The sequence below is a fragment of the Phyllobacterium sp. NPDC097923 genome (assembly GCF_044760925.1).
GTDB classification, from domain to species: Bacteria; Pseudomonadota; Alphaproteobacteria; order Rhizobiales; family Rhizobiaceae; genus Phyllobacterium; species Phyllobacterium calauticae.
In genome coordinates this window covers 57772-83683 of sequence record NZ_JBIWBL010000004.1, presented here as the reverse complement: position 1 = coordinate 83683, position 25912 = coordinate 57772, and the positions used below count along the sequence as shown (strand labels likewise).

General features: G+C 56.7%; 27 protein-coding genes. 20 read left to right on the top strand and 7 right to left on the bottom strand.

Annotation, left to right across the window (positions count from 1 at the left end; all coding sequences use genetic code 11):
• The first annotated feature begins 163 nt into the window (after positions 1 to 163).
• Positions 164 to 349 (top strand): hypothetical protein, encoded by a 186-nt coding sequence (locus tag ACIQWS_RS18820; protein WP_346306772.1) that lies wholly within the window; start codon positions 164 to 166, stop codon positions 347 to 349.
• Positions 350 to 493: 144 nt separating this feature from the next.
• Positions 494 to 1081: a response regulator transcription factor gene (locus tag ACIQWS_RS18815; RefSeq protein ID WP_403182832.1), complete on the top strand. Its 588-nt coding sequence runs from the start codon at positions 494 to 496 to the stop codon at positions 1079 to 1081.
• Between the two features lie 21 nt (positions 1082 to 1102).
• Here the strand turns inward: ACIQWS_RS18815 and ACIQWS_RS18810 are convergent, their stop codons facing one another.
• Together ACIQWS_RS18810 and ACIQWS_RS18805 are read right to left on the bottom strand one after the other, a co-directional pair.
• Positions 1103 to 2815: a sensor histidine kinase gene (locus ACIQWS_RS18810; protein ID WP_403182829.1), complete on the bottom strand. Its 1713-nt coding sequence runs from the start codon at positions 2813 to 2815 to the stop codon at positions 1103 to 1105.
• Positions 2816 to 3142: 327 nt separating this feature from the next.
• Positions 3143 to 4741: an ABC transporter substrate-binding protein gene (locus tag ACIQWS_RS18805; RefSeq protein WP_346306775.1), complete on the bottom strand. Its 1599-nt coding sequence runs from the start codon at positions 4739 to 4741 to the stop codon at positions 3143 to 3145.
• 159 nt (positions 4742 to 4900) lie between these two features.
• Between ACIQWS_RS18805 and pepT the strand changes: the two genes are divergently transcribed.
• Positions 4901 to 6139, top strand: a complete 1239-nt coding sequence (pepT, locus tag ACIQWS_RS18800; protein ID WP_403182821.1) for a peptidase T — start codon at positions 4901 to 4903, stop codon at positions 6137 to 6139.
• Positions 6140 to 6149: 10 nt separating this feature from the next.
• Here the strand turns inward: pepT and ACIQWS_RS18795 are convergent, their stop codons facing one another.
• Both ACIQWS_RS18795 and ACIQWS_RS18790 read right to left on the bottom strand, forming a co-directional pair.
• On the bottom strand, positions 6150 to 7520 hold the full coding sequence (locus ACIQWS_RS18795; RefSeq protein ID WP_346306777.1) for an MATE family efflux transporter: 1371 nt from the start codon (positions 7518 to 7520) through the stop codon (positions 6150 to 6152).
• A 113-nt stretch (positions 7521 to 7633) separates the two neighbouring features.
• Entirely contained in the window at positions 7634 to 8266 is a 633-nt protein-coding gene (locus ACIQWS_RS18790; RefSeq protein ID WP_346306778.1) for a DUF2239 family protein, read from the bottom strand.
• Positions 8267 to 8405: 139 nt separating this feature from the next.
• On the opposite strand from ACIQWS_RS18790, the gene ACIQWS_RS18785 reads away from it, so the two are divergent.
• The 6 genes from ACIQWS_RS18785 (at position 8406) to ACIQWS_RS18760 (ending at position 12599) form a co-directional block, all read left to right on the top strand.
• Positions 8406 to 8741, top strand: coding sequence for a GIY-YIG nuclease family protein (locus ACIQWS_RS18785; protein ID WP_346306779.1), 336 nt, complete (start codon positions 8406 to 8408; stop codon positions 8739 to 8741).
• A gap of 125 nt (positions 8742 to 8866) precedes the next feature.
• A complete protein-coding gene (locus ACIQWS_RS18780) occupies positions 8867 to 9460 on the top strand; it encodes an SAM-dependent methyltransferase (RefSeq protein ID WP_346306780.1) in 594 nt (197 codons plus the stop codon).
• Positions 9460 to 10050 carry a VTT domain-containing protein gene (locus ACIQWS_RS18775; RefSeq protein ID WP_346306781.1) on the top strand — a complete coding sequence of 197 codons (591 nt, stop codon included), beginning with the start codon at positions 9460 to 9462 and terminating at the stop codon, positions 10048 to 10050. The genes ACIQWS_RS18780 and ACIQWS_RS18775 overlap by 1 nt, the downstream gene beginning before the upstream one ends.
• 63 nt (positions 10051 to 10113) lie before the next feature.
• Positions 10114 to 10788: a response regulator transcription factor gene (locus ACIQWS_RS18770; RefSeq protein ID WP_346306782.1), complete on the top strand. Its 675-nt coding sequence runs from the start codon at positions 10114 to 10116 to the stop codon at positions 10786 to 10788.
• Positions 10785 to 12152 carry a HAMP domain-containing sensor histidine kinase gene (locus ACIQWS_RS18765; protein WP_346306783.1) on the top strand — a complete coding sequence of 456 codons (1368 nt, stop codon included), beginning with the start codon at positions 10785 to 10787 and terminating at the stop codon, positions 12150 to 12152. Before ACIQWS_RS18770 ends, ACIQWS_RS18765 begins: the two co-directional genes overlap by 4 nt.
• A 147-nt stretch (positions 12153 to 12299) precedes the next feature.
• Complete coding sequence (locus ACIQWS_RS18760) at positions 12300 to 12599, top strand: hypothetical protein (protein ID WP_346306784.1); 300 nt, start codon at positions 12300 to 12302, stop codon at positions 12597 to 12599.
• A gap of 24 nt (positions 12600 to 12623) precedes the next feature.
• On the opposite strand, the gene ACIQWS_RS18755 is transcribed toward ACIQWS_RS18760, so the two are convergent.
• Positions 12624 to 13337 carry a GntR family transcriptional regulator gene (locus ACIQWS_RS18755; RefSeq protein ID WP_346306785.1) on the bottom strand — a complete coding sequence of 238 codons (714 nt, stop codon included), beginning with the start codon at positions 13335 to 13337 and terminating at the stop codon, positions 12624 to 12626.
• Positions 13338 to 13599: 262 nt separating this feature from the next.
• On the opposite strand from ACIQWS_RS18755, the gene ACIQWS_RS18750 reads away from it, so the two are divergent.
• The 8 genes from ACIQWS_RS18750 to ACIQWS_RS18715 all read left to right on the top strand — a co-directional run bounded on the left by ACIQWS_RS18750 (position 13600) and on the right by ACIQWS_RS18715 (position 20693).
• Entirely contained in the window at positions 13600 to 14685 is a 1086-nt protein-coding gene (locus ACIQWS_RS18750) for an ABC transporter ATP-binding protein (protein ID WP_403182810.1), read from the top strand.
• 30 nt (positions 14686 to 14715) lie between these two features.
• The gene (locus ACIQWS_RS18745; protein ID WP_403182807.1) at positions 14716 to 16011 is read left to right on the top strand and encodes a PotD/PotF family extracellular solute-binding protein; all 1296 of its coding nucleotides are present in this window, start codon (positions 14716 to 14718) and stop codon (positions 16009 to 16011) included.
• 176 nt (positions 16012 to 16187) lie between these two features.
• Positions 16188 to 17003, top strand: a complete 816-nt coding sequence (locus tag ACIQWS_RS18740) for an ABC transporter permease (protein WP_346306799.1) — start codon at positions 16188 to 16190, stop codon at positions 17001 to 17003.
• Position 17004: 1 nt separating this feature from the next.
• Positions 17005 to 17826: an ABC transporter permease gene (locus tag ACIQWS_RS18735; protein ID WP_403182803.1), complete on the top strand. Its 822-nt coding sequence runs from the start codon at positions 17005 to 17007 to the stop codon at positions 17824 to 17826.
• 7 nt (positions 17827 to 17833) lie between these two features.
• Positions 17834 to 18574: an aspartate/glutamate racemase family protein gene (locus tag ACIQWS_RS18730; RefSeq protein WP_403182800.1), complete on the top strand. Its 741-nt coding sequence runs from the start codon at positions 17834 to 17836 to the stop codon at positions 18572 to 18574.
• A 69-nt stretch (positions 18575 to 18643) separates the two neighbouring features.
• On the top strand, positions 18644 to 19180 hold the full coding sequence (locus tag ACIQWS_RS18725; protein WP_346306790.1) for a sigma-70 family RNA polymerase sigma factor: 537 nt from the start codon (positions 18644 to 18646) through the stop codon (positions 19178 to 19180).
• A complete protein-coding gene (locus tag ACIQWS_RS18720; protein WP_403182795.1) occupies positions 19173 to 19946 on the top strand; it encodes an anti-sigma factor family protein in 774 nt (257 codons plus the stop codon). The genes ACIQWS_RS18725 and ACIQWS_RS18720 overlap by 8 nt, the downstream gene beginning before the upstream one ends.
• A 27-nt stretch (positions 19947 to 19973) precedes the next feature.
• Entirely contained in the window at positions 19974 to 20693 is a 720-nt protein-coding gene (locus ACIQWS_RS18715) for a Bax inhibitor-1/YccA family protein (protein WP_403182790.1), read from the top strand.
• A 166-nt stretch (positions 20694 to 20859) separates the two neighbouring features.
• On the opposite strand, the gene ACIQWS_RS18710 is transcribed toward ACIQWS_RS18715, so the two are convergent.
• The gene (locus ACIQWS_RS18710; protein ID WP_403182786.1) at positions 20860 to 21609 is read right to left on the bottom strand and encodes a sulfite exporter TauE/SafE family protein; all 750 of its coding nucleotides are present in this window, start codon (positions 21607 to 21609) and stop codon (positions 20860 to 20862) included.
• A gap of 77 nt (positions 21610 to 21686) precedes the next feature.
• Here ACIQWS_RS18710 and ACIQWS_RS18705 point away from each other — a divergent pair, with 77 nt between their 5' ends.
• Together ACIQWS_RS18705 and ACIQWS_RS18700 are read left to right on the top strand one after the other, a co-directional pair.
• Positions 21687 to 22619, top strand: a complete 933-nt coding sequence (locus ACIQWS_RS18705) for a LysR family transcriptional regulator (protein WP_403182783.1) — start codon at positions 21687 to 21689, stop codon at positions 22617 to 22619.
• Positions 22620 to 22669: 50 nt separating this feature from the next.
• Complete coding sequence (locus ACIQWS_RS18700; protein ID WP_403182780.1) at positions 22670 to 23821, top strand: NAD(P)-binding domain-containing protein; 1152 nt, start codon at positions 22670 to 22672, stop codon at positions 23819 to 23821.
• Position 23822: 1 nt separating this feature from the next.
• Here the strand turns inward: ACIQWS_RS18700 and ACIQWS_RS18695 are convergent, their stop codons facing one another.
• The gene (locus tag ACIQWS_RS18695; RefSeq protein WP_403182777.1) at positions 23823 to 24551 is read right to left on the bottom strand and encodes a TetR/AcrR family transcriptional regulator; all 729 of its coding nucleotides are present in this window, start codon (positions 24549 to 24551) and stop codon (positions 23823 to 23825) included.
• Between the two features lie 166 nt (positions 24552 to 24717).
• Here ACIQWS_RS18695 and ACIQWS_RS18690 point away from each other — a divergent pair, with 166 nt between their 5' ends.
• Positions 24718 to 25911 (top strand): HlyD family secretion protein, encoded by a 1194-nt coding sequence (locus ACIQWS_RS18690; protein WP_403182774.1) that lies wholly within the window; start codon positions 24718 to 24720, stop codon positions 25909 to 25911.
• The last annotated feature ends 1 nt before the right edge of the window (position 25912 follow it).

Below are 25912 nucleotides of genomic sequence, written 5' to 3'. Positions count from 1 at the left end.
ATAAGAATCAGGCGGGCGAGGCTGTACCCAGTCGAGCATAGAAATTTCCAGGGCATCAAAACTTATATGAGATTTTTATATTCTGGGTGTGGTGCTGCAATGGATTTCATATGTTGAATTCATTATTTTAAACAGGGACATGAACCAGATATAGTTGAATAGAATGCGCGATCTTACCTACGTTCTGGCTATCATTGCCATCATGCTACTTGCGTGTCAGGCCAAGCCCAGGCCGGGAATATCACCGCTTCGGACGGCAAAGGTCAGACTCAGCGATGCGGATGTGGCGGTTCTCGTTTTCACGCTCGCCCTGGCAGTGCTCATCGTTGCCATGGCTGTTTCAATCTGAACGCCTGGCAGATACCTGAATAGGTACAAGTACGGATACATTGTCATGTGAATCTGTGATCGTGTGGCGGGGTATTCTCCGCCTGCTCGACGGCAGGGTTTCCGTTTGCCCATTGCTGCTGCCGCCAGACAAGGTCACGTTTTGATGCGCTATCCAGTCTATCTCGTTGACGATGATGCTGCCGTCCGGGAGGGGCTCTGTCTGCTCTTCGAGGCCTACAGGATCAATGTCATTGCCTTTGATGGCCCGTTGACCTTTCTTCGTGAGGTCAGCCTGTTGCCGCCCGGATACCTGCTTCTGGATTTGCAGATGCCGGAGTTGAACGGGCTGGAATTGCAGAAGGAACTGATCGGCAAAGGCATTGACTGGCCTATCATCATTATTACCGGCTATGGAGATCTGAGGAGTTGCCGCACGGCGTTTCAATCGCGTGTCGTTGATTTCCTGGCCAAGCCTGTCGATCCGGAGCAGCTTTTTGAAGCGCTTGGGAAAGCTGAAGTGCTTCTCGAGATTGTTTTGGAAAAGCGAGAGGCTGAAGCGTTGTTCGCGTCATTGACCCCGCGCGAAAATGAAATCATCAATCTCGTCTGCCGGGGATGGGGTTCGAAGGAAATTGCAACGTCATTGAACATCTCGTTGCGGACGGTCGATGCGCACCGGGCCAATATTTCCGAGAAACTGGGCACGACATCCGTGGCTGAATTTGTGCAGATGAAAATGCGGGTTCAGTAAGGCATCGACGCGTTTTGTTCTTTATCCGGCATATCGCTTGTTGGCGCGGGCGGCGAAATGCTTGATGTCATGTTCCGGTTGCATACCGTTGGTTGCGTCGAAAGCGACCAACGGTATGCAAGGTGCTGTTACTGGACGAGTCTCCGCTTTTGGCAGAGTAATTGTGAAGACCGCGCCATCTTTGTTCGAAGCGGTGAGCAGCCCACCGACGCGTTGCACTATTCTTTGGGACAGCGAGAGACCCAATCCCATTCCGCTGCTCTTGGTTGTGAAGAAGGGCTGAAAGAGCTGTGCAAGCGTATCCGGGCTCAAACCGGGCCCGTTGTCTGACACTTGGATGATATTCACGGTGTGATCTGCGACGGTGTGGATGGTTATACGTTTTTGCGGCTGCTCCGATGTGCCGAGTGCTTCAATCGAGTTGCGGACCAGATTGTGGACGACTTGTTCAAGCTCTACCCGATTGATATTTGCAACGGGCGAAGGCTCTGCAAGACAAAGCACCAACGAAACGTTCCGTTGTTTGATCTCCAAATTGAGAATCTCGACAATCTCCAGGATGGCGCTGTTAAGCGTCGTGATTTCAGGGGCTGCGGCTGTATTTGCAATGTAATCACGGATCTTTCCGAGTATTCGGCCGGCTCTTCTTGCATCCCGGACGTTGGCATCCATTGCCTGTTTCAGGAGGCCGGTGCGGGGTTCTTTTTCCTCGAGTACCTTGAGGCTCGCCTGGCTTTGGCTGAGCAGTGATGTGAGAGGTTGCGCCAGTTCATGGATAATGCCGGCTGCAAGCTCCCCGATGGCATTGACCCGTGCCGCATGCTCCAGCCGGTTCTCCTTTTCCAGTCTCGCGGCACGCCCCAATGCTTCTTCCTCCGATTGCCGCAGGCGCTGGGAGAGCCGGCGTTGGTGCAGGGTATGATAGGTTGCCGCGACCGCTGCGGCGGAAAGACAGCAATATGCTGCAAGTCCCAACGGATTGAACAATTCACTCAGATCAACAGTTTCGCTTATGCGAAACACCGTCCCTTCGGGGAAGTTGGTGATGTCCTCCGATGCCGTTTTGTGCAGACTGGAAACGATTGTTTTTTCGAGTCGAAGCCAGGGGGAGAAAAACGAATCCTGTTCGTCATTCAGTAGGATGGCAGGGACGCCGCCAATGATCCACTCGACCTCCGGTGAGCCGGACAACAGGAGCGGCTTGATCATTTGTGCCACATCCAGAAGCATGACAATGGCATAATGTGCATTGCCATTTTCAACATGTGCTGTCGTAAAATAACGCCCGGGAAAGCGTGGATCAGCGAATCCGCGGATCATGCCACGGGGCTGGCTAATGACTGTTGGGAGCACCGCAGGTATTGCCGCAACGTCAGTGGTCGAGGGAAAACTCGCCATGAGGGTAGCGTGAGAGGGGTGATCGCCTTTGGGGAGCTCGTACAAATGGATCAGGTGTATGCGAGGGCAAGCGTCCATTATATGCTGAACCAGCGAGCTGAATACCTTCATGGACTCAACACCGGATACGGTTGAAAAAACCTCCAGGGATTTGACGAAAGCAAAATTCTGGGCAATGCGGCGATCAACACTAGTTGTGATCTCATTGGCCTTTGCTGCGAACATGTCCGACTTGTCTTGAAAAATCGTGACGGCCGACACGGAAACGTACACCAGCAGGGCAATGCACCAGATGGATATCGCAATGATCAGGGAAGGCTTCAGGTCTTTCTGCATGTCTCTGCAACTTATAAATTTGTTTATGTATGAAATATATTGCGTGCGGATTTCTGGTTATCTCAGAAGCCCAGAACGAAAATACGGTTCATGCGTTTTTCAGAGCATAAAACCGCCATTAGCCTAAATAATGCTGCCTGACGATATTAGGTGCTTCCCGATTGTGAAAGCCCGGCGTCGTAATAACGTAACTTATCTCTAGACGTATTTCAATGATGTTGCCGAGCCGCAGTATTGGCCACATCAGCACCGGCATCAACAACGCTCGGATACTGTAAAGAATTGCGCGGGGGCCGGGCGTTGTCCAGGCCCCTGCGCTTAACGATCTTATTCGTCGATGTCGACATCTTCAAACAGATTGCCGCCGAATGGATCAACGCGGAAATCCTTCACCTTGGCACTAATCGGTTGCTGGACGATCTGATGGGCAATCGTCAGCCAGGGTGCCTGCTCCTTGAACACGACCTGAGCCTGTTCATACAGCTTTGTTCTCTCAGCCTGGTCCGTGGTCAGTTTGGCTGCCTGGATCAGTTTTTCAAAGTCTTCGTTGCACCAGTTGGCGCGATTGCCGCTGCCAATAGCCTGGCAGCCCAGAAGGGCCGCAAGAAAATTGTCCGGATCGGCAATGCCGCCCGTCCATCCGAGAATGACCGCGCCGTCCCGGTCTTTTTCAAGTGACCGCTTCAGGTATTCGGTCCAGTCATAGGAAACGATTTCAGCCTTGATGCCAACTTTTGCCAGGTCAGACTGCATCATTTCGGCGGTCCGGCGCGCGTTGGGCATGTAGGGACGCTGAACGGGCATGGCCCAGATTTTCATCGAAAGATCTTTGACGCCAGCCTCTGCGAGCAGTTTCTGCGATTGCGCGGGATCATAGGCATCGTCCTTGACGGCTGCATTGTATGACCAGACACCCGGCGGAATGGCATTGACGGCAACCATGCCGGTCGAGCCGTAGACCGCGTCGATGATCGCCTGCTTGTTGACGGCCATGTTGATGGCCTTGCGCACGCGCACATCGTTGAAAGGCGCGACCAGCGTGTTGTAGGCCATGAACGCAATGTTCAGGCCTTCCTTTTGCAGGAGGTTGATCGCCGGGTCGGTTTTCATCTCAGCAAGATCGGCCGGGTTCGGGTAAGCCATGACATGGCATTCGCCAGCCTTGAGCTTCTGGTAGCGGACTGAGGCATCCGGGGTTACGGCGATGATCAGATTATCGATCTTCTGCTTCCCGCCCCAGTAATCGGGATTGGCCGTATAGCGAACGGCCGTGTCCGGCTGATAATCGACAAACTGGTAGGGACCGGTTCCGATGGGTAACAGGCCAAATTCGTCCTGCTTGCCCTCGGCCAGAAGCTTGTCCGCATATTCCTTGGATTGAATGACTGCGAATGTGAGGGAAAGGGAAGCGAGCATCGTCGCTTCCGGACGGGTAAGGACGAACTTGACTGTATGCTCGTCGACTTTTTCGATCTTGCCGATGAGGCTCGGGAACGAATAGGAATTGTATTGCGGCCAGACTCCCTTGCCATTGTAGGGATTGGCCTTGTTCCCCTGACGGTCGAACGTAAAGATGACGTCATCCGCATTGAAATCGCGCGTCGGGGTAAAATAGCTCGTTGTCTGGAATTTCACGCCCTTGCGCAGGTGAAACGTGTATTCTTTCCCGTCGGCGGAAATATCCCAGCTTTCGGCGAGGCCCGGCTCCAGTTCGGTCGAACCGCGTTTGATCTTGATGAGGCCATTGGAAACATTGCGGGCGGAGGCGTCATATGTCGCACCCGATGTGGTGCTCGCAGCGTCAAAGCCGTCTGGCGCGGCTTCCGAGCAATAAATCAATGTCTTTGCGGAAGCCACAGCCATGGTTGTTCCGCTCAATCCGAGGGCAAGGATAGTCGCTGAAAGAATTTTCTCGGGAAGTTTCATGTCGTCCTGTCTTTTCTGGGAATCAACGTATCACATGGATGGGATCGGAATTTATCGGCGAGGGGTCGGAGCAATGCAATACAAATATGTCACCTAAACGCTTGTCCTGAAAAGTGGAATCATCGAAACCAGCATCTTTGATCAGAGGCAGAGAACGCAATGGACATTGTTGAACGATTTCTCAACTACACACGCATCAATACCACGACGGTCCCCGGCGCAGGTCATTTGCCTTCGAGTGCCGGTCAATCAGTATTGGCGCGCTTGCTGGCTGGAGAGTTGCGTGACCTTGGGCTGGATGTCGAGGAACGGGAGCATTCGATCGTGGTGGGGACACTGCCGAGCAATGCAACCGACAAGAATCGTACGATTCCAACCGTGGCGTGGGTTGCCCATCTCGACACCAGCAGCGAGTACAATACGGATACCAAAGCCCAGATCGTACAGTATGAAGGCGGCGATATCGTCTTGAACGAACAGCTTCAGGTCGTTATGCGCCCGGGCGATTTTCCCGAGCTGACGCGTTATGCCGGTGACCGGATCATTGTTACCGATGGAACAAGTTTGCTCGGTGCGGATAACAAGTCAGCCATAGCCGAGATCATGCATGCGATGCAGACGCTTCAGTCGAATCCCGCGATTGAACATGGCGAGGTGAAAGTCGTGTTTGTCCCGGACGAGGAAATTGGCCTTCTGGGAGCCAAGGCGCTGGATGTCAAAACCCTCAATGCCGATTTCGCCTACACGCTGGATTGCTGCGAGATTGGCGAGATCGTGCACGAGAACTGGAATGCGGGTGAGTTCCACATCACCTTCCACGGGCAGACCGCGCACCCGATGTCGGCCAAGGGCAAGCTGCGCAATGCCGTGCTCTTTGCCCAGCAATTCATCGCCATGCTGCCGGCAGGTGAAAGACCGGAATATACGGAAAACCGCGAAGGCTACTACTGGGTCAAATCCATCCATGGCACGGTTGCCGAAACACGGATCGTTCTCGACATCCGTGATTTTACCCAGGCGGGATTCGACCACCGGCGCCACTTTGTCGACACCGTCGTCGAGAGCTTTAATCAACTCCACGGTGCCCAGACTGTGACGGCAGCATATCAGCCAATGTATCGCAACGTCGCCGACAGTTTGCAGGGCCCCAATCATTATCCGGTACAGCTGGCGCTGGAGGCGATGCGGGCGATTGGCGTATCGCCGAAGTCGATCCCCATGCGCGGCGGCTATGACGGCGCAGTGCTGTCGGAAAAGGGCTTGCCTTGCCCCAATTTGTTTTGCGGCGCCCATAACTTTCATTCGATCTATGAATTTCTGCCGGTGCGTTCGCTCGAAAAGGCCTCCGAGATGGTGGTCGAAATCCTGCAACGCGCAGCGCGTGCGCCGCAGGATTAACCCTGGTCATTCAGACCAGGCGTGTGATGTGGTGACGTCGCCATGAAAAACGGAAGTACAGCATCTGAAAGAGCAGTATTGTGACGAAGGTCGTGGCATAGGCAATCCATATTCCAGTCAGCCCGATCTTGGCATTCATGAAGTAGGCCAGCGGTATTTCCACTGCCAGGATGGCGAGAATTGACAGGCCAGTCGGATTGAGCACAGTACCGCTGCCACGCATCGCGCCGGTCAGCACACTGGTCGCTCCAGCCGCCAGAAGACTCCAGAGCACAATGTGCAGAAGCTGTATTGCTGTAGCAACGACCTCACTATCGGTTATGAACAAGCCGATAATCGGGTTGGCAAACGCATAAGCGAAGATGACGAAGCCACCCGTTGTGATGATGTTCAGCCATAGGCCGGTGTGCAGGATTTTACCGATCCTGTCTGCCCGGCCTGCACCGATGGCGTGGGCGGTCAAAATCGACGTGGTGATGCCAAGCGACATGACTGGAAGCTGGACCCAGTGCATCACCTGATTGATTGCCCCGTAAGCTGCTGTTGCATTGGCGCCATGCCGGTTTACCAATCCAAGCAGGACCATCTCAGCTACCGCCATCGTCAGCATCTGTACAGCCATTGGAAGACCTATGCGCAAGATGGCTTTGGCAAGATGGAGATTGATCCGCATCTGGAAAAGGTTTCGGAAATTCGGCGCAAGAGGGTGATTCTTGCGTCGCCAATGCCCGGCAAGCCACAGCATCGCAATGATGGCGCCGACAAAAGCTGAGATGGGTGCACTGGCTACACCAAGGGACGGTATGCCAAACCAGCCACGAATGAATGCAGGGGTGCAGACAAGAGAAGCGACTGTAGCGATTGAGAGAGCTAACAATGGTGTCACCGCATCGGATACGCCACGGCTCATCGACGTTGTCAGCCAAAGCGTAAAGATGATCGGCATCCCTGCCAGCATTGTGCGCGCGTAAATCGTGGCATCGGCTTGGATGTCAGCAGGTGTCCCAAGCATCGATATGATTTTTTGCGCAAACAAGCTGCCGACTATGCTGACGATGAAACCCGCAAGGATCATCATTCCCAAAGCCGTGCCCGCCACAGTCCGGACCTTCCCGCGGTCGCCGCTCCCCCAGGCTTGACCGATGAGAACTGTCGCACCACTGCTCAGGCCGATAACGATTGAGAATAAAAACAGGATGATCGGAAAGAATGCCGATGCAGCTGCAATCGCTTTGACGCCGAGAAATTGGCCCAGAAAGATTCCGTCAATCGTGCCTGATGCCGCCTGCAATACATTGGTCAGCATCATCGGCAGGAGGATGGCAAGGAATGTGCGCCATAGGGGCCGCGCAGCTCTTGGCGCGATACTCTGTTGGGTCATGTCAAATGTCAGGCACAAGCCTGCCCTTCCGGAGCGGCATTTCGCTCCAGTTCTGATAGGTTGGATAGTCGTATATTTTGTCGACGTGCGCCTTCCCGCCCGGAAAGTGGTGCCTACTGTCTGCCGTATGCCAGCTTTATCGCATACTGGCGCACGTCGGTTGGCCATTCGCTGACCCGTTCGACAAAAGCGGTCTGGTTGCCGGCAAACAAAGCCCGGATTGCGTCTTCAAAGCCAGGCATATTGCCCGCCATCGCCAATGCGAAGTGGTAGGCTGCTTCCTGGGCGGCACGGGTTTTGGTTTCACTGCCGCCCGCCTTTCTGGCTTCGTCGATCAACCGCCTGAGCGCAACGGATGCACCCCCGCTTTGCTCGGCAAGCCACTCCCAATGCCGCGGCAGAAGTGTGACTTCCCGGGCAATGACGCCGAGTTTTGGCCGTCCTCGCCCACGCGGTGCAGGTGCGGGCAGGCCATCCTCGGGTTCCCGCGACGGCTGGCTTGCATTTTGCCAACCGTCATCATCCTTCGACGACTGCAACAACCGTGCAATGATGTCGGTCTTTGTACCGCGCAGATCGAGATCCACGACGCGGCCAGTCATGTCGTCAAAGACGAGGAGAGGTCCGGAAGTGTCGCCTTCTTCGGAAGTATTCTTTACGGCCAAGGCCACTTCGACCAGGGGGCCGGACAAGAGAAGGTTTGTACCGTCGAAAGCGGTGCAGGGTCGGGAAAGATGGTCGGTCATGACGGGTACTCGATTGATATTTGATTTATATCCGGGTTATAAAATGAAAAGTCAATATCATCCGGGTAATAAATTGACGAAATTCGGATTGACTGCTATGGGGGCTATGACTTGAAAACTCTTGTGAATGGAATGACGGATGAAGACCGAGGACAAAAAGGCGGCGATCGCGGCCTATAAGGAAAGAAAAGCGATCGTTGGAATTTATGTCGTTCGCTGCCTCGCGTCGGGCAAAATCTGGATTGGCCAAAGCACCAACCTTGATACGATCCAGAACCGCCTGTGGTTTACGCTTCGTCTTGGCAATCATCCGTGCCGGGACCTGCAGCAGGCCTGGAACCATGGGACATCGGACGATTTCGTGTTCGAGGAACTCGAACGAATGGAGGACGAGAAACTGGCCTATGTCCGTCAGGCCCGTCTCAAGGAGCGTGTTGCATATTGGCGTTCTTCGCTTGGCGGCGCGGCTATTTGACCAGCGGCAGGGCCTGCCGGAATCGCCAAGCCGAACCTGTGAATTCTTGCCGGGCATGCCAGACTGTCACAATGTTTGCGCTCGCACATGGTGGAACCCGCAACGTTCCTCATGTGAGATTTTGAATGGCTCAAACAGATATTCTTCGGTTCTTCAGTGCCTGGCTGCGCGCACCCCTACGCGTCGCATCGGTAACACCATCCAGCAACAGTCTGTCGGCTCTGATGACCGAGCACATATCGCCGTGTCACGGCCCTGTTCTGGAGCTTGGTCCCGGGACGGGCGTGTTCACGTCGGCCCTGCTGAAACGCGGCATTGCAGAGCGCGACATCACGCTGATTGAGTATGGGCCTGAGTTCGTGCCTCTCCTCAAGGTAAGATTTCCCGATACCAAACTCTACCAGATGGATGCGCGGCATATCGGGGAGCGCGGCCTCTTTGAAGACGCGGTTTTCGGCAATGTCATCAGCGGATTGCCGCTTCTGTCGATGAAACCCGCCATCGTGCTGGCGATCCTTGCAGGATGTTTTTCCCGGTTGCGCCGTGACGGCGGATTTTACCAGTTTACCTACGGACCCAAATGCCCGGTGTCACCCCCGCTCCTGCACAAGCTCGACCTCAAGGCAGAGAAGACCGGCTGGACGTTCCGCAATTTCCCGCCGGCTTCGGTCTACCGCATCACCCGCAATCCGGTTCCCTCGCTCGGGAATGCGCGCTGATGGATTCTCCGCTTTATGCATCGCTGCTGGACATGGGATTGCTTGGCATTGTCGCTCTTGCCTTTGCGGAGAAGCTGATCCCGGTTCTTCCGTCTTATCTCATGCTGGTGTTTCTCGGTGCGACATATGTGTCGGGGCTCCCGGAACTGATTGTTCTCGTGCTCGCCACCGTGTGCGGGTCCACGCTGGGTGCCCTGTTCTGGTATGGCATTGGCCGGTTGGCGGGAAAGGAACGAACGGATGCGCTTGTCGCCCGTTTCGGCCGCTATATTTTCCTGCCGGTCACCCGGTACCGTGCCATGGCCAACGCCTACGAGACAAACCAGTTCTGGGTTACGCTCGTCGCCCAGACCATTCCGACCATCAGGATATTCCTGGCAATGCCAGCTGGTGTCTTGCGATTGAAATTGCAAGGCTTTCTGCCGGCAACCATTCTCGGCATCTTTGTCTGGAATACGCCCTTGGTCGGTCTCGGCTTCCTGTTGCGTCAATCGGAACGTGATCCGCTGCAGATGGGAATAGCTGTTGTTGGCGCTATTCTTCTGGGTGAACTGGCCGTTGGATTGATCTTTCGCCGTGTGCGTGGATGAGTGGCACCTTCCGCATGCAAGGACGTGGCGATAAAGTCGGGTGAATCGGGGGCGGAGTGGCAGATGCGTATATTGCTGGTTGAGGACGAACCGCAACTGGTCTCGGCGCTGAGAGCGGCGTTTGCACGCCACAATCTGGTGATGGACCATGTCGGCAGTCTCTTTGATGCCGAGCTCATTCTCAATGACGGGGTTTATGACGCGCTGCTGCTCGATCGCCAACTGCCTGATGGGGATGGATTGAGCCTCATTCCAAAATTGCGGAGCAATGGTCTCACCTTGCCCATCATTGTTCTGACGGCCAAGGGGCGGGTACCAGAGCGTATCAGCGGCCTCGAGACCGGTGCCGATGACTACATGGCCAAACCATTCGACTTCGATGAGCTTCTGGCCCGGTTGCGGGCGGTTCTGCGCCGTCCGGGGTTGGCGCAGTCGCAAATCATCACGGTGGGGCGATTGAGCTTCGACATGGCCTATCGCGATGTTCTCGTCGGCAATTGCCGGCTTGAGATGCCAAGGCGTGAAATGCTGGTGCTTGAAAGCCTGGTGCGCCGCGTCGGCCGCATGGTTCCGCGGCCTGCGCTGATGGAAGCTGTCTTCGGCTTTGACGATGAGATTCAGTCGAACGCACTCGATTCCCACGTCTCAAGACTTCGCCGCAAACTGGCCGATGCGAAGGCTGGGGTTGTGATCAATGTCATTCGCGGGGTGGGTTATCTCCTGCGGGAGGAGTCATGACGGAGCAGCGCCCGCAATCCCTCAGGCGGCGATTGTTCTGGCGGTTGCTGGCGGTTCAGTCCGTTGTGCTCATTCTTGTCATCGCAGTGCTTTTCGGTTCCGGGCAGTTGTTCGACTTCCGTTCGACGGAAAACACCGTTGAAATTCTCGAAGCGGGTATTGGAAGAGACCCGCAGGGTGGTCTGATACTGAAGGATACGGATGCAATAAGGGCGTTGCGAAAAGATGTGCCGGACCTTTGGTACATCATTCGGGATGGGCAGGGGCATCAACTGACGGAAGGCGATATCCCGGAGGAATATGCCGGCATAGGAAATGCTCTGGACCGGATTGGCCAGGCCCGTTTCGGTTGGAATATCGGTGACCGGGAGAGACCAACGGCCCGAATGCGCTGGGTCGAGACCGACGCTGGCCGTGTACAGATACTGACGGGATCATCCGCGCTTGCGCCGTTCTTCATGGTGTTTCTGGGAATTTCACTGATCCTGCTGAAACTTGTCGTTCCGATACTCGGGATCATTGCGCTCGGTGCTTTCGTAGCAACGCCCATTGTCGTGCGGCGATCACTGCGGGGGTTGGAACAGGCTGCCGCGCAGGCGGATTCAATCGATATCGAAAAACGCGGGGTTCGATTGACGTCGACTGGCATGCCCTCGGAAGTCACGCCTTTTGTGCGCGCGGTCAATGGAGCGCTGGGTCGTCTGGACGAAGGCTATGACCGCCAGGAGCGTTTTCTCGCCGACGCCGCGCACGAACTGCGCACGCCCATAGCGATCCTCAAGACGAGGGTCGCATCGTTGCCGCAAGGCATGACCAAATCTCTTCTGACAGAGGATACCGCAAGACTGGCGGTTCTGGCGGAACAAATGCTTGACCTGCAGCGGTTGAAACAGGACGTGCGCCATTTCACCGATGTTGATCTCATCCAGCTCGCACAGCGCGTCGTTCTCGATATGGGGCCTTTGGCATTCACCGCGGGGTATGAAGTCGGTTTTGAAGCCGCCGCCGCCAATGCGGTCGTGCAGGGCGATCCCGTTGCCTTGGAAAGAGTTGTGACCAATCTTGTGCAGAATGCCATCGATCACGGCGGCCGAACAGGCACCATCGCGGTGATTGTCGGGCAAAACTGGATCGAGGTTGCGGATGAAGGGCAGGGCGTTCCCGCTGAACTTCGCGAGCGCGTGTTCGAGCCGTTTTTCAAACGGCATCAGGGCACCAAAGGTTCCGGTCTCGGACTCAAGCTGGTCCAGGAGATCATGGAACTGCATGGCGGGAATATTACCATTGTGCAGAGACCGCTTGGCGCCTGCTTCCGTGTCGAATTTGCGCCTTCCATAACGGCTTCCGGCCAGCCAGCAGAATGACTGGCAGGAGATTGCGCTGAATTGTGCGCTTTTCCGGCGCTCTTCAACGATAGATTGCGTGCCGGGATGCAACCGTAATTTCGTTGCAATGAAAGGTGACTATGATTGTGGTGTCAGTATGCAGAAATTCAAGAAACGGGAATACGCATGGACGGAACAACCGAGCCAGTGCTCATGGCAGCACTGCCACTCATCGTGGGGATGGGGGCGGTCCTGATTGGCATTGTGGCCATGATAGGCAGTTGCCGATTTAAGGTGAGTACGGAGCGTTCAGCGCTCGTCGCGCTTCTGGCGTTGTTAGGTCTGTTCGCCGTTTTCTATTGGTTTGTTGGCGCTCAGATGCCTGTCATACTCGTGCTTGGCGTGGTGGGGTTGGGTTTTGCGGCTGCGCTCGTCATCAAACGCGTCTGCACCGAAACCAAAAGGCATAGGACTGAAGGAATATGAAATCCTTCCCTTTTGGGATGAAACCTACAACCGCAGCGCTTGACGCAGCGGCGCATTGCCGGCAGCCCTGTAATCAAGATCTTCTTCAATGTGATCGATGTGGTGGAGGATCGTGCCGGCGGCTTTTTTTCCGTCCCGTGCGATAAGCGCGCCGAGAATATCCGCATGCTCCGATCTGGCGCAGCTCGAAGCCCCGGATTGTCCGTATAATGCGATGACGAGGGATGATCGGGCGATCAGTTCCCGCATGAAACGCTCAAGAATCTGATTTCCGGCAACCGCCGCGAGCATCAGGTGAAAATCGCCAGAAGCTTTGATCGCCGCGCGCCGCGCATTTGGTCCTCGCTCCGCAAGCAACCGTTCTTCTTCTCTCAAATGGCTTCGGAACATGTCGATGTCAGCGATTACCATGCGCTCAGCCGCACGCATGGCAATCTCCGGCTCGATGACCCGGCGGGATTCAAAGATTTGCCGCGCTTCGTCTGGTGAGGGATAGGCGATGAACGCGCCCCGATTGCGCTCGATCTTGACCAGTCCCTCAAACGCCAGCATCTGCAATGCGGCGCGCACGACCGTGCGGCTGACGTCGAAAAGCTCGCCCACCTCGGTCTCGATCAGCTTTGTGCCCGGGGCCAGCCTTCGCTCGACGATAGCATTGTAAAGCGCCTCACGAATGAGTTGCGAACGGTCATCTTGCGCATCATCGCGTAACGGGACTGTCTCAATTGCTGGCTTCATCGGTTCCTGCCTTCCAAGTCTCTTTTAGCGCGATTTCCAGCTAAGACCAGCATCCAAGATTGCACGCTGTGGAAATATAAATTGCATACAATTTCACCGAAGATTGAAAACATTGAACATAAATTGTGCATTGCAGCATTGCGGTATGCGCTGGGAAACTGATCCTGCGGAAATTGGCGCAAGGATTCCAGAGGCTTAGGAAAAAGTCTCGGAATTGGCACGGTATATGCAGAGCTCCAGTGGGCAGAAAAGGGAACGCTGCATGAGCAAAGCCGCTGAAATTGACATCGTATCGGTTTCGAAAGTCTACGGTACCGCAACGGCCGTGGACACGATCAGCCTGAAGATTCCCGCCGGGACATATTGCTGTCTTCTGGGGCCATCCGGTTGCGGCAAGACGTCGACATTGCGGATGATTGCGGGCCACGAAGTGATTTCAAGCGGTGATATCCGACTGGGCAACACTGTGGTGACGGATTTTCCTCCGGCCAAGCGTGGCACGGCGATGATGTTTCAGTCCTATGCTCTGTTTCCGCATCTCGATCTCATCGACAACGTCGCCTTCAGCCTGAAGATGAAGGGCGTCGGCAAGGAAGAGCGGCGCGCCAAGGCAATGGCCATGCTCAAACTGATGCAGATGGACGCCTATGCGACCCGCCGGCCCGCACAACTCTCCGGCGGGCAGCAGCAGCGGGTCGCGCTTGCACGCGCCCTGATCACTGACCCGGAAGCGCTCCTGCTTGACGAACCGCTTTCCGCTCTCGATCCGTTTCTCAAGATACGCATGCGCGCTGAGCTCAAAAAACTGCAGACCAGCCTGGGCATAACCTTCGTCCATGTCACGCACAGCCAGGAAGAAGCGATGGCGCTGGCGGATCTCATCGTTGTGATGAACGATGGCAGGATCGAGCAGGCGGCACATCCGCGAACCGTGTTCGAGCGACCCGCGACAGCTTTTGTGGCGCGCTTCATGGGCGATCACAATGTGGTTTCCGGACGGGTTGCGAACAGTTCGAAGGGCCTTGTCCATTTTGATATTCCGGGCGGTATTTCGCTCGCCGCCGCAGGTCATGCCGAGGCCGGAGCGGCCATCGATATCGCCATCCGCACCGATCGCGTCCGTATCAGCGGCGCGCCGGCGGCGGGTTTCGGGTTTACCGGCGTGGTTTCCAACATCGAATACCGCGGCGCGTCGATAAAGCTCTCGGTAGCCGGTGCCGGCATTGATGATTTCACGGTCATCGTCAGCGACCAGGCCTTCGATGAAAAGCCTGTTTTCGTGGGTGAAGCCATCCCGCTCGCCTGGGACAGCAATGACGCCATCATTCTTGGGCGTCTGAACTCCTGAATGAAACAACCAAAAAAAGGGGAACTGAACATGACAGATACAATCAAACACAAGGCAGGATTGAACAGACGCGCGTTTCTGAAGACGGGCGCTGCGGCTGCAGGTCTGGTCGCCGGGTCCGGCGCCATTACCGGCTTTCCGACCATCTGGGCGCAGAACATCAAGAATGTAACACTGCGCCAGTTCGGAACAGGCGTTTCCAACCTCAATGACGTTGCCAACAAGGTGAAGGAGGATCTCGGCTTTACCCTGCAGATGACGGCGCTCGATTCCGACGCGGTGACCCAGCGCGCGGTCACACAGCCGGACAGCTATGATATCGCCGATATCGAATATTGGATCGCCAAGAAGGTCTTTCCGGCGGGTGTCATGCAGCCGATGGATGTGTCGAAGATGAAGTATTTCGACAAGATCGCCCCGCTCTTTGTAACCGGCAAACTGACTCCGGAAAGCAAGATCGCGCAGGGAACAGCGCCCCATACGGTGGGCTTTGTCGAAAGCGCGGGCTCAACGAAATTTGCCTCCGAACCGACCAAATGGATGACTCTGATCCCGACGATCTACAATGCCGATACCCTTGGTATCCGGCCGGATCTGGTCGGCCGCGACATCACCAGCTGGGCGGATATCATGGACCCTGCCTTCAAGGGCAAAGCGTCGATCATCAATATTCCGTCGATCGGCATCATGGACGCTGCCATGATCTGCGAATCCATGGGCACCATCAAGTATGGCGACAAGGGCAATATGACGAAGGCGGAAATCGACCAGACGGTTGCCTTCCTCATCAAGGCAAAGACCGACGGCCAGTTCCGCTCCTTCTGGAAGACATTCGATGAAAGCGTGAATCTCATGGCTTCCGGTGAGGTGGTCATCCAGTCCATGTGGTCGCCGGCCGTCGCTGCCGTCCGCTCCAAGGGCATAGCCTGCAAGTATCAGCCGCTGAAGGAGGGCTATCGCGCCTGGGGTGGCGGGCTCGGGCTCGCCAAGCACCTGAGCGGCATCGAGCTTGATGCCGCCTATGAATATATCAACTGGTATCTCTCCGGCTGGGTGGGCGCCTATCTCAATCGGCAGGGCTATTATTCCGCAGCGCCTGAAACCGCAAAGAACTTCATGACGGCGGATGAATGGGGGTATTGGATGGAAGGTAAGCCGGCTGCGGGCGACATCGTTGCTCCGGATGGCAAGGTCATGGAGAAGGCGGGGGCAGTTCGCGATGGCGGGGCATTCGAAGCCCGCATGGGTGCTGTTGCATGCTGGAATTCCGTCATGGACGAGGATCGTTACATGGTCCGCAAATGGAACGAGTTCATCGCCGCCTGATGTGCAGCTTGGCCGCCTTTTCCCCCGCGGAAGGGCGGCCTATCCCTCCAGAGGAACGTTCCATGACAACAACAGATCTTGCCGCTGATACAACCAACGAGCCGGACAAGTTCGCCAGGCCATTTCGCAGGGTGTGGCCCAAGTCGAACCTCCCGTTGCTCTCCTATCTCCAGGCGATGCCGCTGGCGCTTATCCTCGGTCTGTTTCTGCTGTTGCCGATCCTCACAATCGTCATGGTCAGCTTCTGGGACTATGACTCCGTACGGATCTATCCGGATTTCGTCACCTTCAATTATACCGAAACACTGGGCTCGTGGGTCACGTGGAAGATTTATCTGAACACCTTCAAGTTCACGCTGATCGTCTGGGGTCTCACCTTGCTTATCGGTTTCTGGGTGGCCTATTTCCTTGCCTTCCATATCCGTTCAACCACCATGCAGATGGTGCTGTTTCTTGTCTGCACTGTGCCGTTCCTTACCTCGAACATCATCCGGATGATTTCATGGGTGCCGTTTCTGGGGCGCAATGGCCTGATCAATTCATCGCTGATCCAGCTTGGCATTGTTCCCAAGCCACTTGAGTTTCTGCTGTTTTCAGAGTTTGCGGTCGTCCTGGCGATGGTGCATCTTTATACGCTCTTCATGGTCACGCCCATCTTCAACACGTTGATGCGTATCGATCGCTCGCTCATCGAGGCCGCACGCGATGCCGGCGCCTCCGGATTTCAGATATTGACGAATGTGATCATACCGCTGGCCAAGCCCGGCATTGCCATTGGTTCGATTTTCGTTGTCACGCTGGTGATGGGTGATTTCATTACCGTGCGTTTCATGTCGGGCGGACAAAGCGCCTCGGTCGGCCTGATGATGGCAAACCAGATTTCGCTCCTGCAATATCCTGCTGCCGCCGCCAATGCCGTCATTCTCCTGATTGTCGTGCTGTTGATCGTTGCCGCGATCCTGCGTGTTGTCGATATTCGCAAGGAACTCTGACATGCATACGGAGACAAGATCCCGCGAATTCTACATTCTCGCCTTCTTCTTCACACTGTTCGTGCTTTTCCTCTACGGGCCGCTCACGACAATCTTTATTCTGTCATTTCAGGGACCGTCCGGAGGGTTGACCTTTCCGATGAATGGAATGTCGCTGCATTGGTTCAGCAATCTCTTCGAGCAGCAGGCCGTCGGTGATTTTGGCGGGTCATTCCGCCGGTCTATGATCCTGGGGCTCATGACCACGGTCATCACGGTGGTGGTTTCGCTGTTGGCCGGTCTGGCATTCCGGCGCAAGTTCAAGGGATCGACGCTGCTCTTCTATCTCGCGATTTCCAGTCTTGTCGTGCCTTCCATTCTGATCAGCCTCGGCATTGGCCTGTTCTTTCAGGTACTCGGCATAAGGCCCGCATGGTGGTCATCCGGGCTCGGTGCGCATCTGACCTGGACGCTGCCCTTCGGTGTGCTCATCATGTTCGCCGTGTTCAATCGCTTTTCACCGGTCTATGAAGAGGCGGCGCGTGATCTTGGCGCCAATGCCTGGCAGACCTTTCGCCACGTGCTTCTGCCAATGATTGCCCCGAGCCTGATTGGTGTCGGGCTCTTTGGCTTTACGCTTTCCTATGACGAATTTGCCCGTACGTTGATGGCCGCCGGCACATTCAACACTTTGCCGCTCGAGATCTACGGAATGACGACGAATGTGACGACCCCTGTGCTTTATGCGCTGGGTACCGTTACGTCGGTCTTCTCATTCCTGGTTATCATTGCTGCTCTGACGGCGATCATCGTTCTTGGCCGCCGCCGTGCACATGTCGGATAAACAGCAAATGCGCATTCTGCTCGTCAATCCCAATACCACCGTCAGCATGACCAACTCGATCGAGAGTGCGGCCCGTTCTGTGGCTGGTCCAGCAACCGAGATCAGCGCTCGGACCTCGCGCATGGGGCCAGTGTCGATCGAGGGCTACTATGACGAGGCATTTGCGGTCCCCGGCTTGCTCACGGAGATCGCCGAGGGCGAAAGAAGCGGGGCCGATGCGGCAATCATCGCCTGTTTCGATGATACGGGCCTTGATGCTGCGCGGGCCATGGCATCCATTCCCGTACTCGGCATTTGCGAGGCGGCCGTCGTAACCGCAGCGCTCATCGCGCAGCGTTTTTCTATCGTGACAACCCTTGAGCGTTCGATCATGCCGGTGAGGGGCCTGGTGCATCGCTATGGGATGTCGGACCGCGCCACCGTAAGAGCTGCGGCCATTCCCGTATTGTCCCTCGATGATCCATCATCCGGCGCCACGACAAAGCTCCGCGCTGAAATCGAAAAGGCGCTGCGGGACGATCAGGCTGAAGCCATTGTCCTGGGTTGCGCAGGGATGGCTGACCTTGCCCGCAGGTTGCAACAGGAATATGGCGTCCCGGTTGTCGACGGCGTTGGCGCTGCGGTCAAGCTCGCGGAAGGTCTGGTGACGCTGGGGCTGACGACAAGCAAGCGCGGCGGCTACGCTTCGCCGCTGGTCAAGCCGTATCTCGGCATGATGGCTCCGTTCGCGCCGGCCCAAACCAGATAATCCGTTTGTGCTACAATAAAATAATTTCGTGTAACGGGAATAAAACCGCATGGGCTCCGTATACACCATATGAAAACGCCGAAACCACGTTTTGATGTTGTTGGACAGCTTGGTTCTCTTCGCCGTTATGCCCGTTCCCTGACCCGGAACGACGCGGATGCAGAGGATCTCGTCCAGGATACGCTTTTGCGCGCCTATGAGCGGCGAAGCGGGTTTCGTCACGGCAATACGCTTCGGGGGTGGTTGCTTTCGATCCTTCACAACCGGTTCATCGACGTCAAGCGGTCGAGCGCCGTGGAGGCCCGGACGTTGGAAGCTGCCTATTCCCTTGCCGATGTGGCCATCGATGCGCCACAGGAACATTCCGTCCGGCTTGGCCAGGTGCGGGAAGCATTTTTTGCTCTTCCTGAAGAGCAGAGGTCCGCACTTCATCTCGTTGCGCTGGAAGGTCTTTCCTACGAAGAAGCGGCGAACACATTGAACATCCCGGTCGGTACCTTGATGTCGCGGATCAGCCGGGCCCGCGCAACCCTTCGTTCCCACGAAAACGACCGGCAATTGGGAAAGGCCGGTCATTTGAAAATTGTAGGAGGCCGAGATGACTGAAACGATCGATCCCGTCGTCGAAGCGGATCTGGACGCCTATATAGACGACCAGCTCGATACCCTTCGCCGGATTGAGATTGCACGTTACCTGTCGCAGCACCCGGAACAGGCCGCTCGTGTCATGTCCGATCTGCAGTCGCGCGACGAACTTCGGCTTGCGCTGGCGCAGGGGCATACGGCCGGGTCTGCGGAAACATCAGAACTCGCGCACCGGCTTGAACGGGGTCTCGGACGGGACCGGCTGTTTGGCGGTTTGCAACGCATTGCGGCGGTTGGGGTGCTGCTGGCCCTGGGCTGGATGGCCCATGCGGGGTTCGGTCCTTTGACCGTCTCCAAAGTTGTCGCCGCCACGCCGCCGCCGGCCTACGTCTCAGACGCCATCATGGCGCACAAGACATCATCGCTCCGTGCCGAAATGGTATCGCAGCCGGAAACCCGCAGCTACGACCCCGCGGAGATACGCGCGTCGACCGGAATCGTCATACCCGCAATGCCTGAGAAGTGGACGGTGCATGACGTTCAACTGTTTCCGTCCAATTTTGGACCGAGTGTCGAAATGGAAATCCGGTCCGACAGCCTTGGTCCGATTTCGCTCTTTGCTGTGCGTCCTGGCGCGTTTGATGTCGTCAAACCCCGCGCTCTCCGCGTGAACGGTACGTCTGCAGCCTATTTTCAAATTGGCGATGTCGCCTATGCGCTCGTTTCGGATGCTGCAACGGCAGATCTGGAAAAGGCTGCGCTGGGCCTCGCCAAAACCCTTTACTGATCCAACGAACCGAAAGGAACCGAGTTTATGAATACACCTCTGCGTTATGGGATGGATACGGCACGCGGCCAGTCATCCGCGGTCTTTGACGAAGGCCTGCGCCAGCATATGCTGCGCATCTACAACTACATGGGCCTTGGTCTGGTTGTGACCGGTCTTGTGGCCTTTGTCGTTGCCTCAACACCGGCTCTCTATGTGCCGATCTTTTCGACGCCGTTGAAGTGGGTCGTGATGCTGGCGCCGCTGGCCTTCGTCATGTTTTTCTCGTTCAAGATGCAGTCCATGTCCGCATCGTCGGCACAGGCCATGTTCTGGGCCTTCTGCGCGGTCATGGGCCTGTCCCTGGCATCCGTATTCCTTGTTTTCACCGGAACCAGCATTGCCCGCACATTCTTCATTGCGGCAACGATGTTTGGCGCAACCAGCCTCTACGGATACACGACCAAGCGTGACCTGTCGCAGTTCAGCTCCTTCCTGATGATGGGTCTGATCGGCGTGGTCATCGCGAGCCTCGTCAATCTTTTCCTCGGCTCGTCGATGCTGCAGTTCATCGTATCCGTAGCCGGTGTGCTGGTGTTCATCGGCTTGACCGCCTGGGACACACAGTCGATCAAGGAGCAGTATGCCGAGAGCCATGATTCCGAATCGCAACAGAAGCTCGCGGTCTTCGGCGCTTTCTCGCTCTATCTGAACTTCGTCAACATCTTCCAGCTGCTGCTCAGCCTGACTGGTCAGCGCCAGGAGTAGGCTGGTCGAGACGAACCCAACGATGCCATTCAAACCCGTGCTGAAGAACGCAGCACGGGTTTTTGCTTTCAGCCGTCCCTGTCAACGATCAGATGGGGCGCATTCGGGGTGGACACGTCTTCACGGCACTTGTAGCCGGGGCTCAGAAGATCGTTATCAGCGGATGTCAGAGCAACGGCTTCACAACCAGCTCCAGTCCAAGCAGCAGGAGACAGACAAGGAACCAGCGGCGGAAAGTTGCAGGGCTGATGGCATCGCGCACCTTCTGACCGCACCACATGCCGAACAGCGCAGGTGCCAATGCGAGAGCTGACGTGCTCATGCTATCGAACTGCAACGCTCCGCCCGATGTCAGCCCGATTGCGAGCGCGACGGTGGACACGGTAAAGGACAGGCCAAGCGCCTGGATCAAATCGTCCTTGGCCAAACCCAGCGCCTGCAGGTAGGGAACGGCCGGTATGACAAAAACGCCTGTTGCGCCGGTTATGACGCCCGTGACGATGCCAACGAGCGGCGACAGAAAGGGTTCCAGGCTGCGCGGAACCGACAACTGGCGGGCTGCAAGACCGAAACCCGCATAGAGCATCAAGGCAGCGCCGAGACCCATCGTGGTCCAACCAGCCGTATCATTGACCATAAGCCAGGCGCCTGCAATTGTTCCCAGCAGGATGGTGAGCATCATGGCCCACAGCCGCAATGCGAGGACCGCAAAGCTTGGCCCGGAAAGCAATTGCAGGACATTGGTGACGAAAGAGGGAACGAGCAGCAACGCCGCTGCGCCTGCCGGAGGCATGATGGTCCCGAGAATACCCATGGCGACGGTCGGCAGCCCCATTCCGGTCACGCCCTTGACCATACCGGCAAGGAAGAACGTCAGGGCAATCATGAGAAGAGAAGCTGCGGACAGGTCAAACATGCCCCAGCATTGCGCGGGATGGCACTGTTCACAATGCGGAAGAACCGAACTCTGCCTAAGGCTATGCCGAAGGCAGATTGAGTGCTACACCCCTATGCATGCGTTTCGACCTGACTGATCTGCGTCTCTTTCTTCTGGTTGTGGAAGCCGGAAGCATCACCCATGGTGCCACGCAGGCCAACATGACGTTGCCATCCGCAAGTGCCCGGCTTCGCGGCATGGAAGACGTCATCGGTCTCCCGCTGCTTGAACGCGGCCGGCGCGGCGTCACAACCACACCGGCTGGCGATGCGGTTGCCCATCATGCCCGTATTGTCCTGCGGCAGATCGAGCAGATGCGCGGGGAGCTGGGTGAATTCTCGAAGGGCCTGAAAAGTCACATTCGTCTGATGGCGAATACTGCGGCCATGACGGAATTTCTGCCGGAAAGGCTTGCGGCCTTTCTCGCCGTCCGGCCCAATGTCGATATCGATTTGAAGGAGCGTCTCAGCACCGAGATCGTCAAGGCGGTGGCAGGCGGTTCTGCCGATATCGGTGTGATCACGGATGCGGTGGATCACGGCAGTCTGGAATTGCGGCCCTTCGCCGTTGATCGCCTGGTGCTTGTTGTTGCCCGCTCAAGCCAATGGGCGCGGCATCGCCATATCGCATTCGCCGATGTCGCCGGGCAGGAATTTGTCGGATTGAGTGCCGGCAGTCCGCTGCAGGATTATCTCGGTGATCACGCAGCACGTGCCGGTCATGCTCTTGCCTTCCGTATTCGTCTGCGGACCTTTGAAGGCATTTGCCGTATGGTTGCTCGGGATGTCGGGTTGGGGATCGTCCCGGAGACTGCAGCGAAGAGATATCGCCGCTCGATGCCCATCCATTCGGTGCGTCTGACGGATACGTGGGCCACGCGGCATCTGGCCATCTGCGCACGCAGGTTTGAGGATTTGCATCCTCATGGGCGCGAACTGGTCGAGCAACTGACGAAGCCCCAGCCGACGCGCCGTGGCGGTCGGGTGTAAAAGCCAATCGCCGGACCTTGAATTTGCGCGGATCGAATTTATGATCGGCTATGCCTTCAGATCAAGCGGCCCCTCCCATACCTGTACACGGCGCGGATGCTCCTTCGGGACAGCAAGATGCGCGCGCGCTGTTGAAGGCGGATATTGTCGTGATCGGTGCCGGGCAGGCGGGTCTTTCCTCCGCCTATCACCTGCAACAGCTTGGCCTGAAATCCTGGAAGAATTACCTGGTTCTGGACAAATCGCCCGGTGCCGGTGGCGCGTGGCAGTACCGTTGGCCATCCCTGACTTTGACGACGGTCAATCGCGTTCACGATCTGCCGGGGCTGCGGTTTGTTGAGGCGGTTGATGCCGGTGACGAAGTCAAGGCATCGGTAGCGGTGCCGCAATACTACGCCGCCTATGAACGGAAGTTCGAATTGCCGGTCTACCGGCCGCAGACGGTCAAGGTTGTGTGCGAGCGCAACGGGCGCTTTCGTATCGAGACCGAAGAGGGTGGGTTTTCTGCGCGCGGCATCATCAATGCGACGGGAACGTGGGAGACGCCCTATATTCCAGCCTATCCGGGGGCGGAAAATTTTGAGGGCCGGCAGCTGCATACCCGTGATTACAAGACGGCGGATGAGTTTGCCGGAAAGCATGTCGTTGTTGTCGGTGGTGGCATTTCCGCGCTGCAACTCCTGGACGAAATTTCCCGGGTCACCTCAACAACCTGGGTGACGCGGCAGGAACCGCAGTTTCGCGATACACCGTTTACGCCGGAAGATGGGCGGGCGGCGGTGGCGATTGTGGAAGACCGGGTGCGACGCGGGCTGGTGCCGGGGTCGGTGGTCTCAGTCACCGGGATTCCGTGGGCGCCGGCGCTGCGCGCCGCACAGGCGCGTGGTGTGCTCAAACGGCTGCCAATGTTTGCCGGGATCACCCGGAGCGGCATACGCTGGTCCGATGGCAGGGAAGAGCAAGCGGACGTGATTTTGTGGTGCACCGGATTCCGCAGTTCGCTCGATCATCTCGCCCCGCTCCAGATCCGTGAGGAGAATGGCGGCATCATCATGTCGGGCAGGCTGGCGACACAGGTTGCCAAGGACCCGCGCATTCATCTGGTCGGTTACGGCCCTTCGGCCTCCACCATAGGTGCAAATCGTGCCGGCGGTGCCGCCGCACGCGAGCTCACGGATTATCTCGGGCTGCAGAAAGAGTAAACTATCCGGAATTGGCTGGCCTGATGCTGCATCCCTGAAGGAATAATGCTGCCGCCATGGCCACGCGTTCTTCGATCTCGCGGTCTTCGGGAACGCTAGCCAGTCCCAGCGTCGCGATACGAAAGGGTTCTGCGGTCACCATGCCGAGCAGCATCGTTGCGGCAATCTTCGAGTCATCGAGCTTGATCAGCCCGCGCTTTTCCTGTTGTTCCAAAAACCGGGCAACCATAGCCGAGCTTCGCGATGGCCCTTCCCTGTAGAAGGCTCTGGCCACTTCCGGAAAGTTCAGAGCTTCTGCCGTAACCAGACGGTAGAATGCGACGGTCTGGTCGGATAGGACAAGGTGCGCAAATTCGCTCAAGATATGTTCGAGCGCGTGTTTCAATCCCAAATGGTCCAGTGATTCCGGATGGATCGTCTGCAGGAACGCGTCAACCCTGCCGGCAATCTGCTCGCCGCGTTCTGCCACGATGGCCGCAAGCAGTTCAGATTTTGTTGTCCAGAAGCGGTAAATGGTCCGTTTCGCAACACCCGCCTCCCGGGCAACCGTCTCCATGCGGGTCGCGGTGTAACCGTTTTCCAGCAGTACCTGAGTGGCGGTCTGCAGAATCAGATGCTTCGTCTCCGCATCAGACCGGTTTTGCGGCCGTCCGCGCGGACGCTTGATCTCTGATGTGTTTTCGTCCTGATTGTCCCGCTCGATCTCGATTGTATCCGTTGGTTTTGTCACCAGTCTTCTGCTTTCGGTCTTCAAAAATAGTTGCTTGAGCATTTTCTGTCTTGCAAACGGAATTGTCCAGACATAATTAGGGAACTACTGGGTTCCTTATTTATCCCCGACCCGAGTTCTCCCGATGAACCGTGCCGATCTAGTTCCTCAACTAAGGGCATTCGCCATGACCAAAAACACGCAACCCCTCGATCTCAAGGTTGAAAAGACACTGAGTGCCGATGAAGCCATGTCGGCACCGCAGGAAGGCAAGATAGAGCCGCCGCATAAGCAGCCGCCGCGCAATGTTCGAAAGTTGCTGCTGTTTGGCGCGGCCGTGATCGTTGTGGGGCTGGGCGCGAAGGTCGGCTGGCACTACTGGACCGTCGGACGGTTCCAGGAATCAACCGATGATGCCTATGTGAAGGCCGATTCCACCATCGTTGCCCCGAAGGTTTCCGGCTATGTGCGCGAAGTGCTTGTGGCGGACAATCAACCCGTCCGTGCCAATCAGCCCCTCGCAAAAATAGATGACCGCGATTACGTAGTTGCGCTTGAGCAGGCGAAGGCTGATGTCGCCGCGGCACAGGCTGACATAGAAAACATCGTGGCGAGCCTCGACCAGCAGCAGGCAGCGATTGCCCAGGCGCAGTCGACCGTATCGGTCGATCAGGCCAGCTTGAAATTCGCCCAGCAGGACAATGACCGTTACGGTGCCCTTGCAACGCAAGGCGCGGGAAGCGTGCAGAACGCCCAGCAGGCTGTTTCCAAACTGGATATTGCCAAGGCGACGCTTCAGCGTGACGAAGGCGCCGTTGTTTCGGCGCAGAAACAGGTTGGCGTGCTGCAAGCCCAACTGGCGAAGATGAACGCCGCGCTTGCACGCGACAGGGCCGTTCAGGATCAGGCCGAGCTCAATCTGGGTTACACGACGATCGTCTCGCCGGTGGATGGCGTGGTTGGCAATCGCACCCTGCGCGTCGGACAGTATGTCCAGTCCGGAACCCAGCTGATGGCGGTCGTTCCGGTTGACGATGTCTATGTCATCGCCAACTTCAAGGAGACCCAGCTCACGGATGTGAAAAAAGGCCAGCCTGTCGATATCGCCGTCGACACCTTCCCGGGTGTCGCCTTGAAGGGACGTGTCGACAGCATTGCACCGGCCAGCGGCCAGGAATTTGCTCTGTTGCCGCCGGACAACGCAACGGGGAATTTCACCAAGATCGTGCAGCGCATTCCGGTCAAGGTTGTCCTCGACAATGACAGCAAGCTCACCGGCCTGTTGCGTCCCGGCATGTCGGTGACCCCGACCATCAATCTCAAGGATTCCGAAGGCGCGGCCAAGTGCGGCGAGACTGCCTGCTTCAAGGCCGCCAACTAGC

Bases quoted from the DNA above. Each gene is read 5' to 3' on its own strand.
- ACIQWS_RS18715 (WP_403182790.1), top strand. From the start codon at position 19,974: ATGAATACACCTCTGCGTTATGGGATGGATACGGCACGCGGCCAGTCA.
- ACIQWS_RS18775 (WP_346306781.1), top strand. From the start codon at position 9,460: ATGGATTCTCCGCTTTATGCATCGCTGCTGGACATGGGATTGCTTGGC.
- ACIQWS_RS18745 (WP_403182807.1), top strand. From the start codon at position 14,716: ATGACAGATACAATCAAACACAAGGCAGGATTGAACAGACGCGCGTTT.
- ACIQWS_RS18720 (WP_403182795.1), top strand. From the start codon at position 19,173: ATGACTGAAACGATCGATCCCGTCGTCGAAGCGGATCTGGACGCCTAT.
- ACIQWS_RS18770 (WP_346306782.1), top strand. From the start codon at position 10,114: ATGCGTATATTGCTGGTTGAGGACGAACCGCAACTGGTCTCGGCGCTG.
- ACIQWS_RS18760 (WP_346306784.1), top strand. From the start codon at position 12,300: ATGGACGGAACAACCGAGCCAGTGCTCATGGCAGCACTGCCACTCATC.
- ACIQWS_RS18780 (WP_346306780.1), top strand. From the start codon at position 8,867: ATGGCTCAAACAGATATTCTTCGGTTCTTCAGTGCCTGGCTGCGCGCA.
- ACIQWS_RS18785 (WP_346306779.1), top strand. From the start codon at position 8,406: ATGAAGACCGAGGACAAAAAGGCGGCGATCGCGGCCTATAAGGAAAGA.
- ACIQWS_RS18710 (WP_403182786.1), bottom strand. From the start codon at position 21,609: ATGTTTGACCTGTCCGCAGCTTCTCTTCTCATGATTGCCCTGACGTTC.
- ACIQWS_RS18755 (WP_346306785.1), bottom strand. From the start codon at position 13,337: ATGAAGCCAGCAATTGAGACAGTCCCGTTACGCGATGATGCGCAAGAT.
- ACIQWS_RS18790 (WP_346306778.1), bottom strand. From the start codon at position 8,266: ATGACCGACCATCTTTCCCGACCCTGCACCGCTTTCGACGGTACAAAC.
- pepT (WP_403182821.1), top strand. From the start codon at position 4,901: ATGGACATTGTTGAACGATTTCTCAACTACACACGCATCAATACCACG.
- ACIQWS_RS18815 (WP_403182832.1), top strand. From the start codon at position 494: ATGCGCTATCCAGTCTATCTCGTTGACGATGATGCTGCCGTCCGGGAG.
- ACIQWS_RS18820 (WP_346306772.1), top strand. From the start codon at position 164: ATGCGCGATCTTACCTACGTTCTGGCTATCATTGCCATCATGCTACTT.
- ACIQWS_RS18725 (WP_346306790.1), top strand. From the start codon at position 18,644: ATGAAAACGCCGAAACCACGTTTTGATGTTGTTGGACAGCTTGGTTCT.
- ACIQWS_RS18750 (WP_403182810.1), top strand. From the start codon at position 13,600: ATGAGCAAAGCCGCTGAAATTGACATCGTATCGGTTTCGAAAGTCTAC.
- ACIQWS_RS18765 (WP_346306783.1), top strand. From the start codon at position 10,785: ATGACGGAGCAGCGCCCGCAATCCCTCAGGCGGCGATTGTTCTGGCGG.
- ACIQWS_RS18700 (WP_403182780.1), top strand. From the start codon at position 22,670: ATGCCTTCAGATCAAGCGGCCCCTCCCATACCTGTACACGGCGCGGAT.
- ACIQWS_RS18735 (WP_403182803.1), top strand. From the start codon at position 17,005: ATGCATACGGAGACAAGATCCCGCGAATTCTACATTCTCGCCTTCTTC.
- ACIQWS_RS18810 (WP_403182829.1), bottom strand. From the start codon at position 2,815: ATGCAGAAAGACCTGAAGCCTTCCCTGATCATTGCGATATCCATCTGG.
- ACIQWS_RS18805 (WP_346306775.1), bottom strand. From the start codon at position 4,741: ATGAAACTTCCCGAGAAAATTCTTTCAGCGACTATCCTTGCCCTCGGA.
- ACIQWS_RS18740 (WP_346306799.1), top strand. From the start codon at position 16,188: ATGCCGCTGGCGCTTATCCTCGGTCTGTTTCTGCTGTTGCCGATCCTC.
- ACIQWS_RS18795 (WP_346306777.1), bottom strand. From the start codon at position 7,520: ATGACCCAACAGAGTATCGCGCCAAGAGCTGCGCGGCCCCTATGGCGC.
- ACIQWS_RS18730 (WP_403182800.1), top strand. From the start codon at position 17,834: ATGCGCATTCTGCTCGTCAATCCCAATACCACCGTCAGCATGACCAAC.
- ACIQWS_RS18690 (WP_403182774.1), top strand. From the start codon at position 24,718: ATGACCAAAAACACGCAACCCCTCGATCTCAAGGTTGAAAAGACACTG.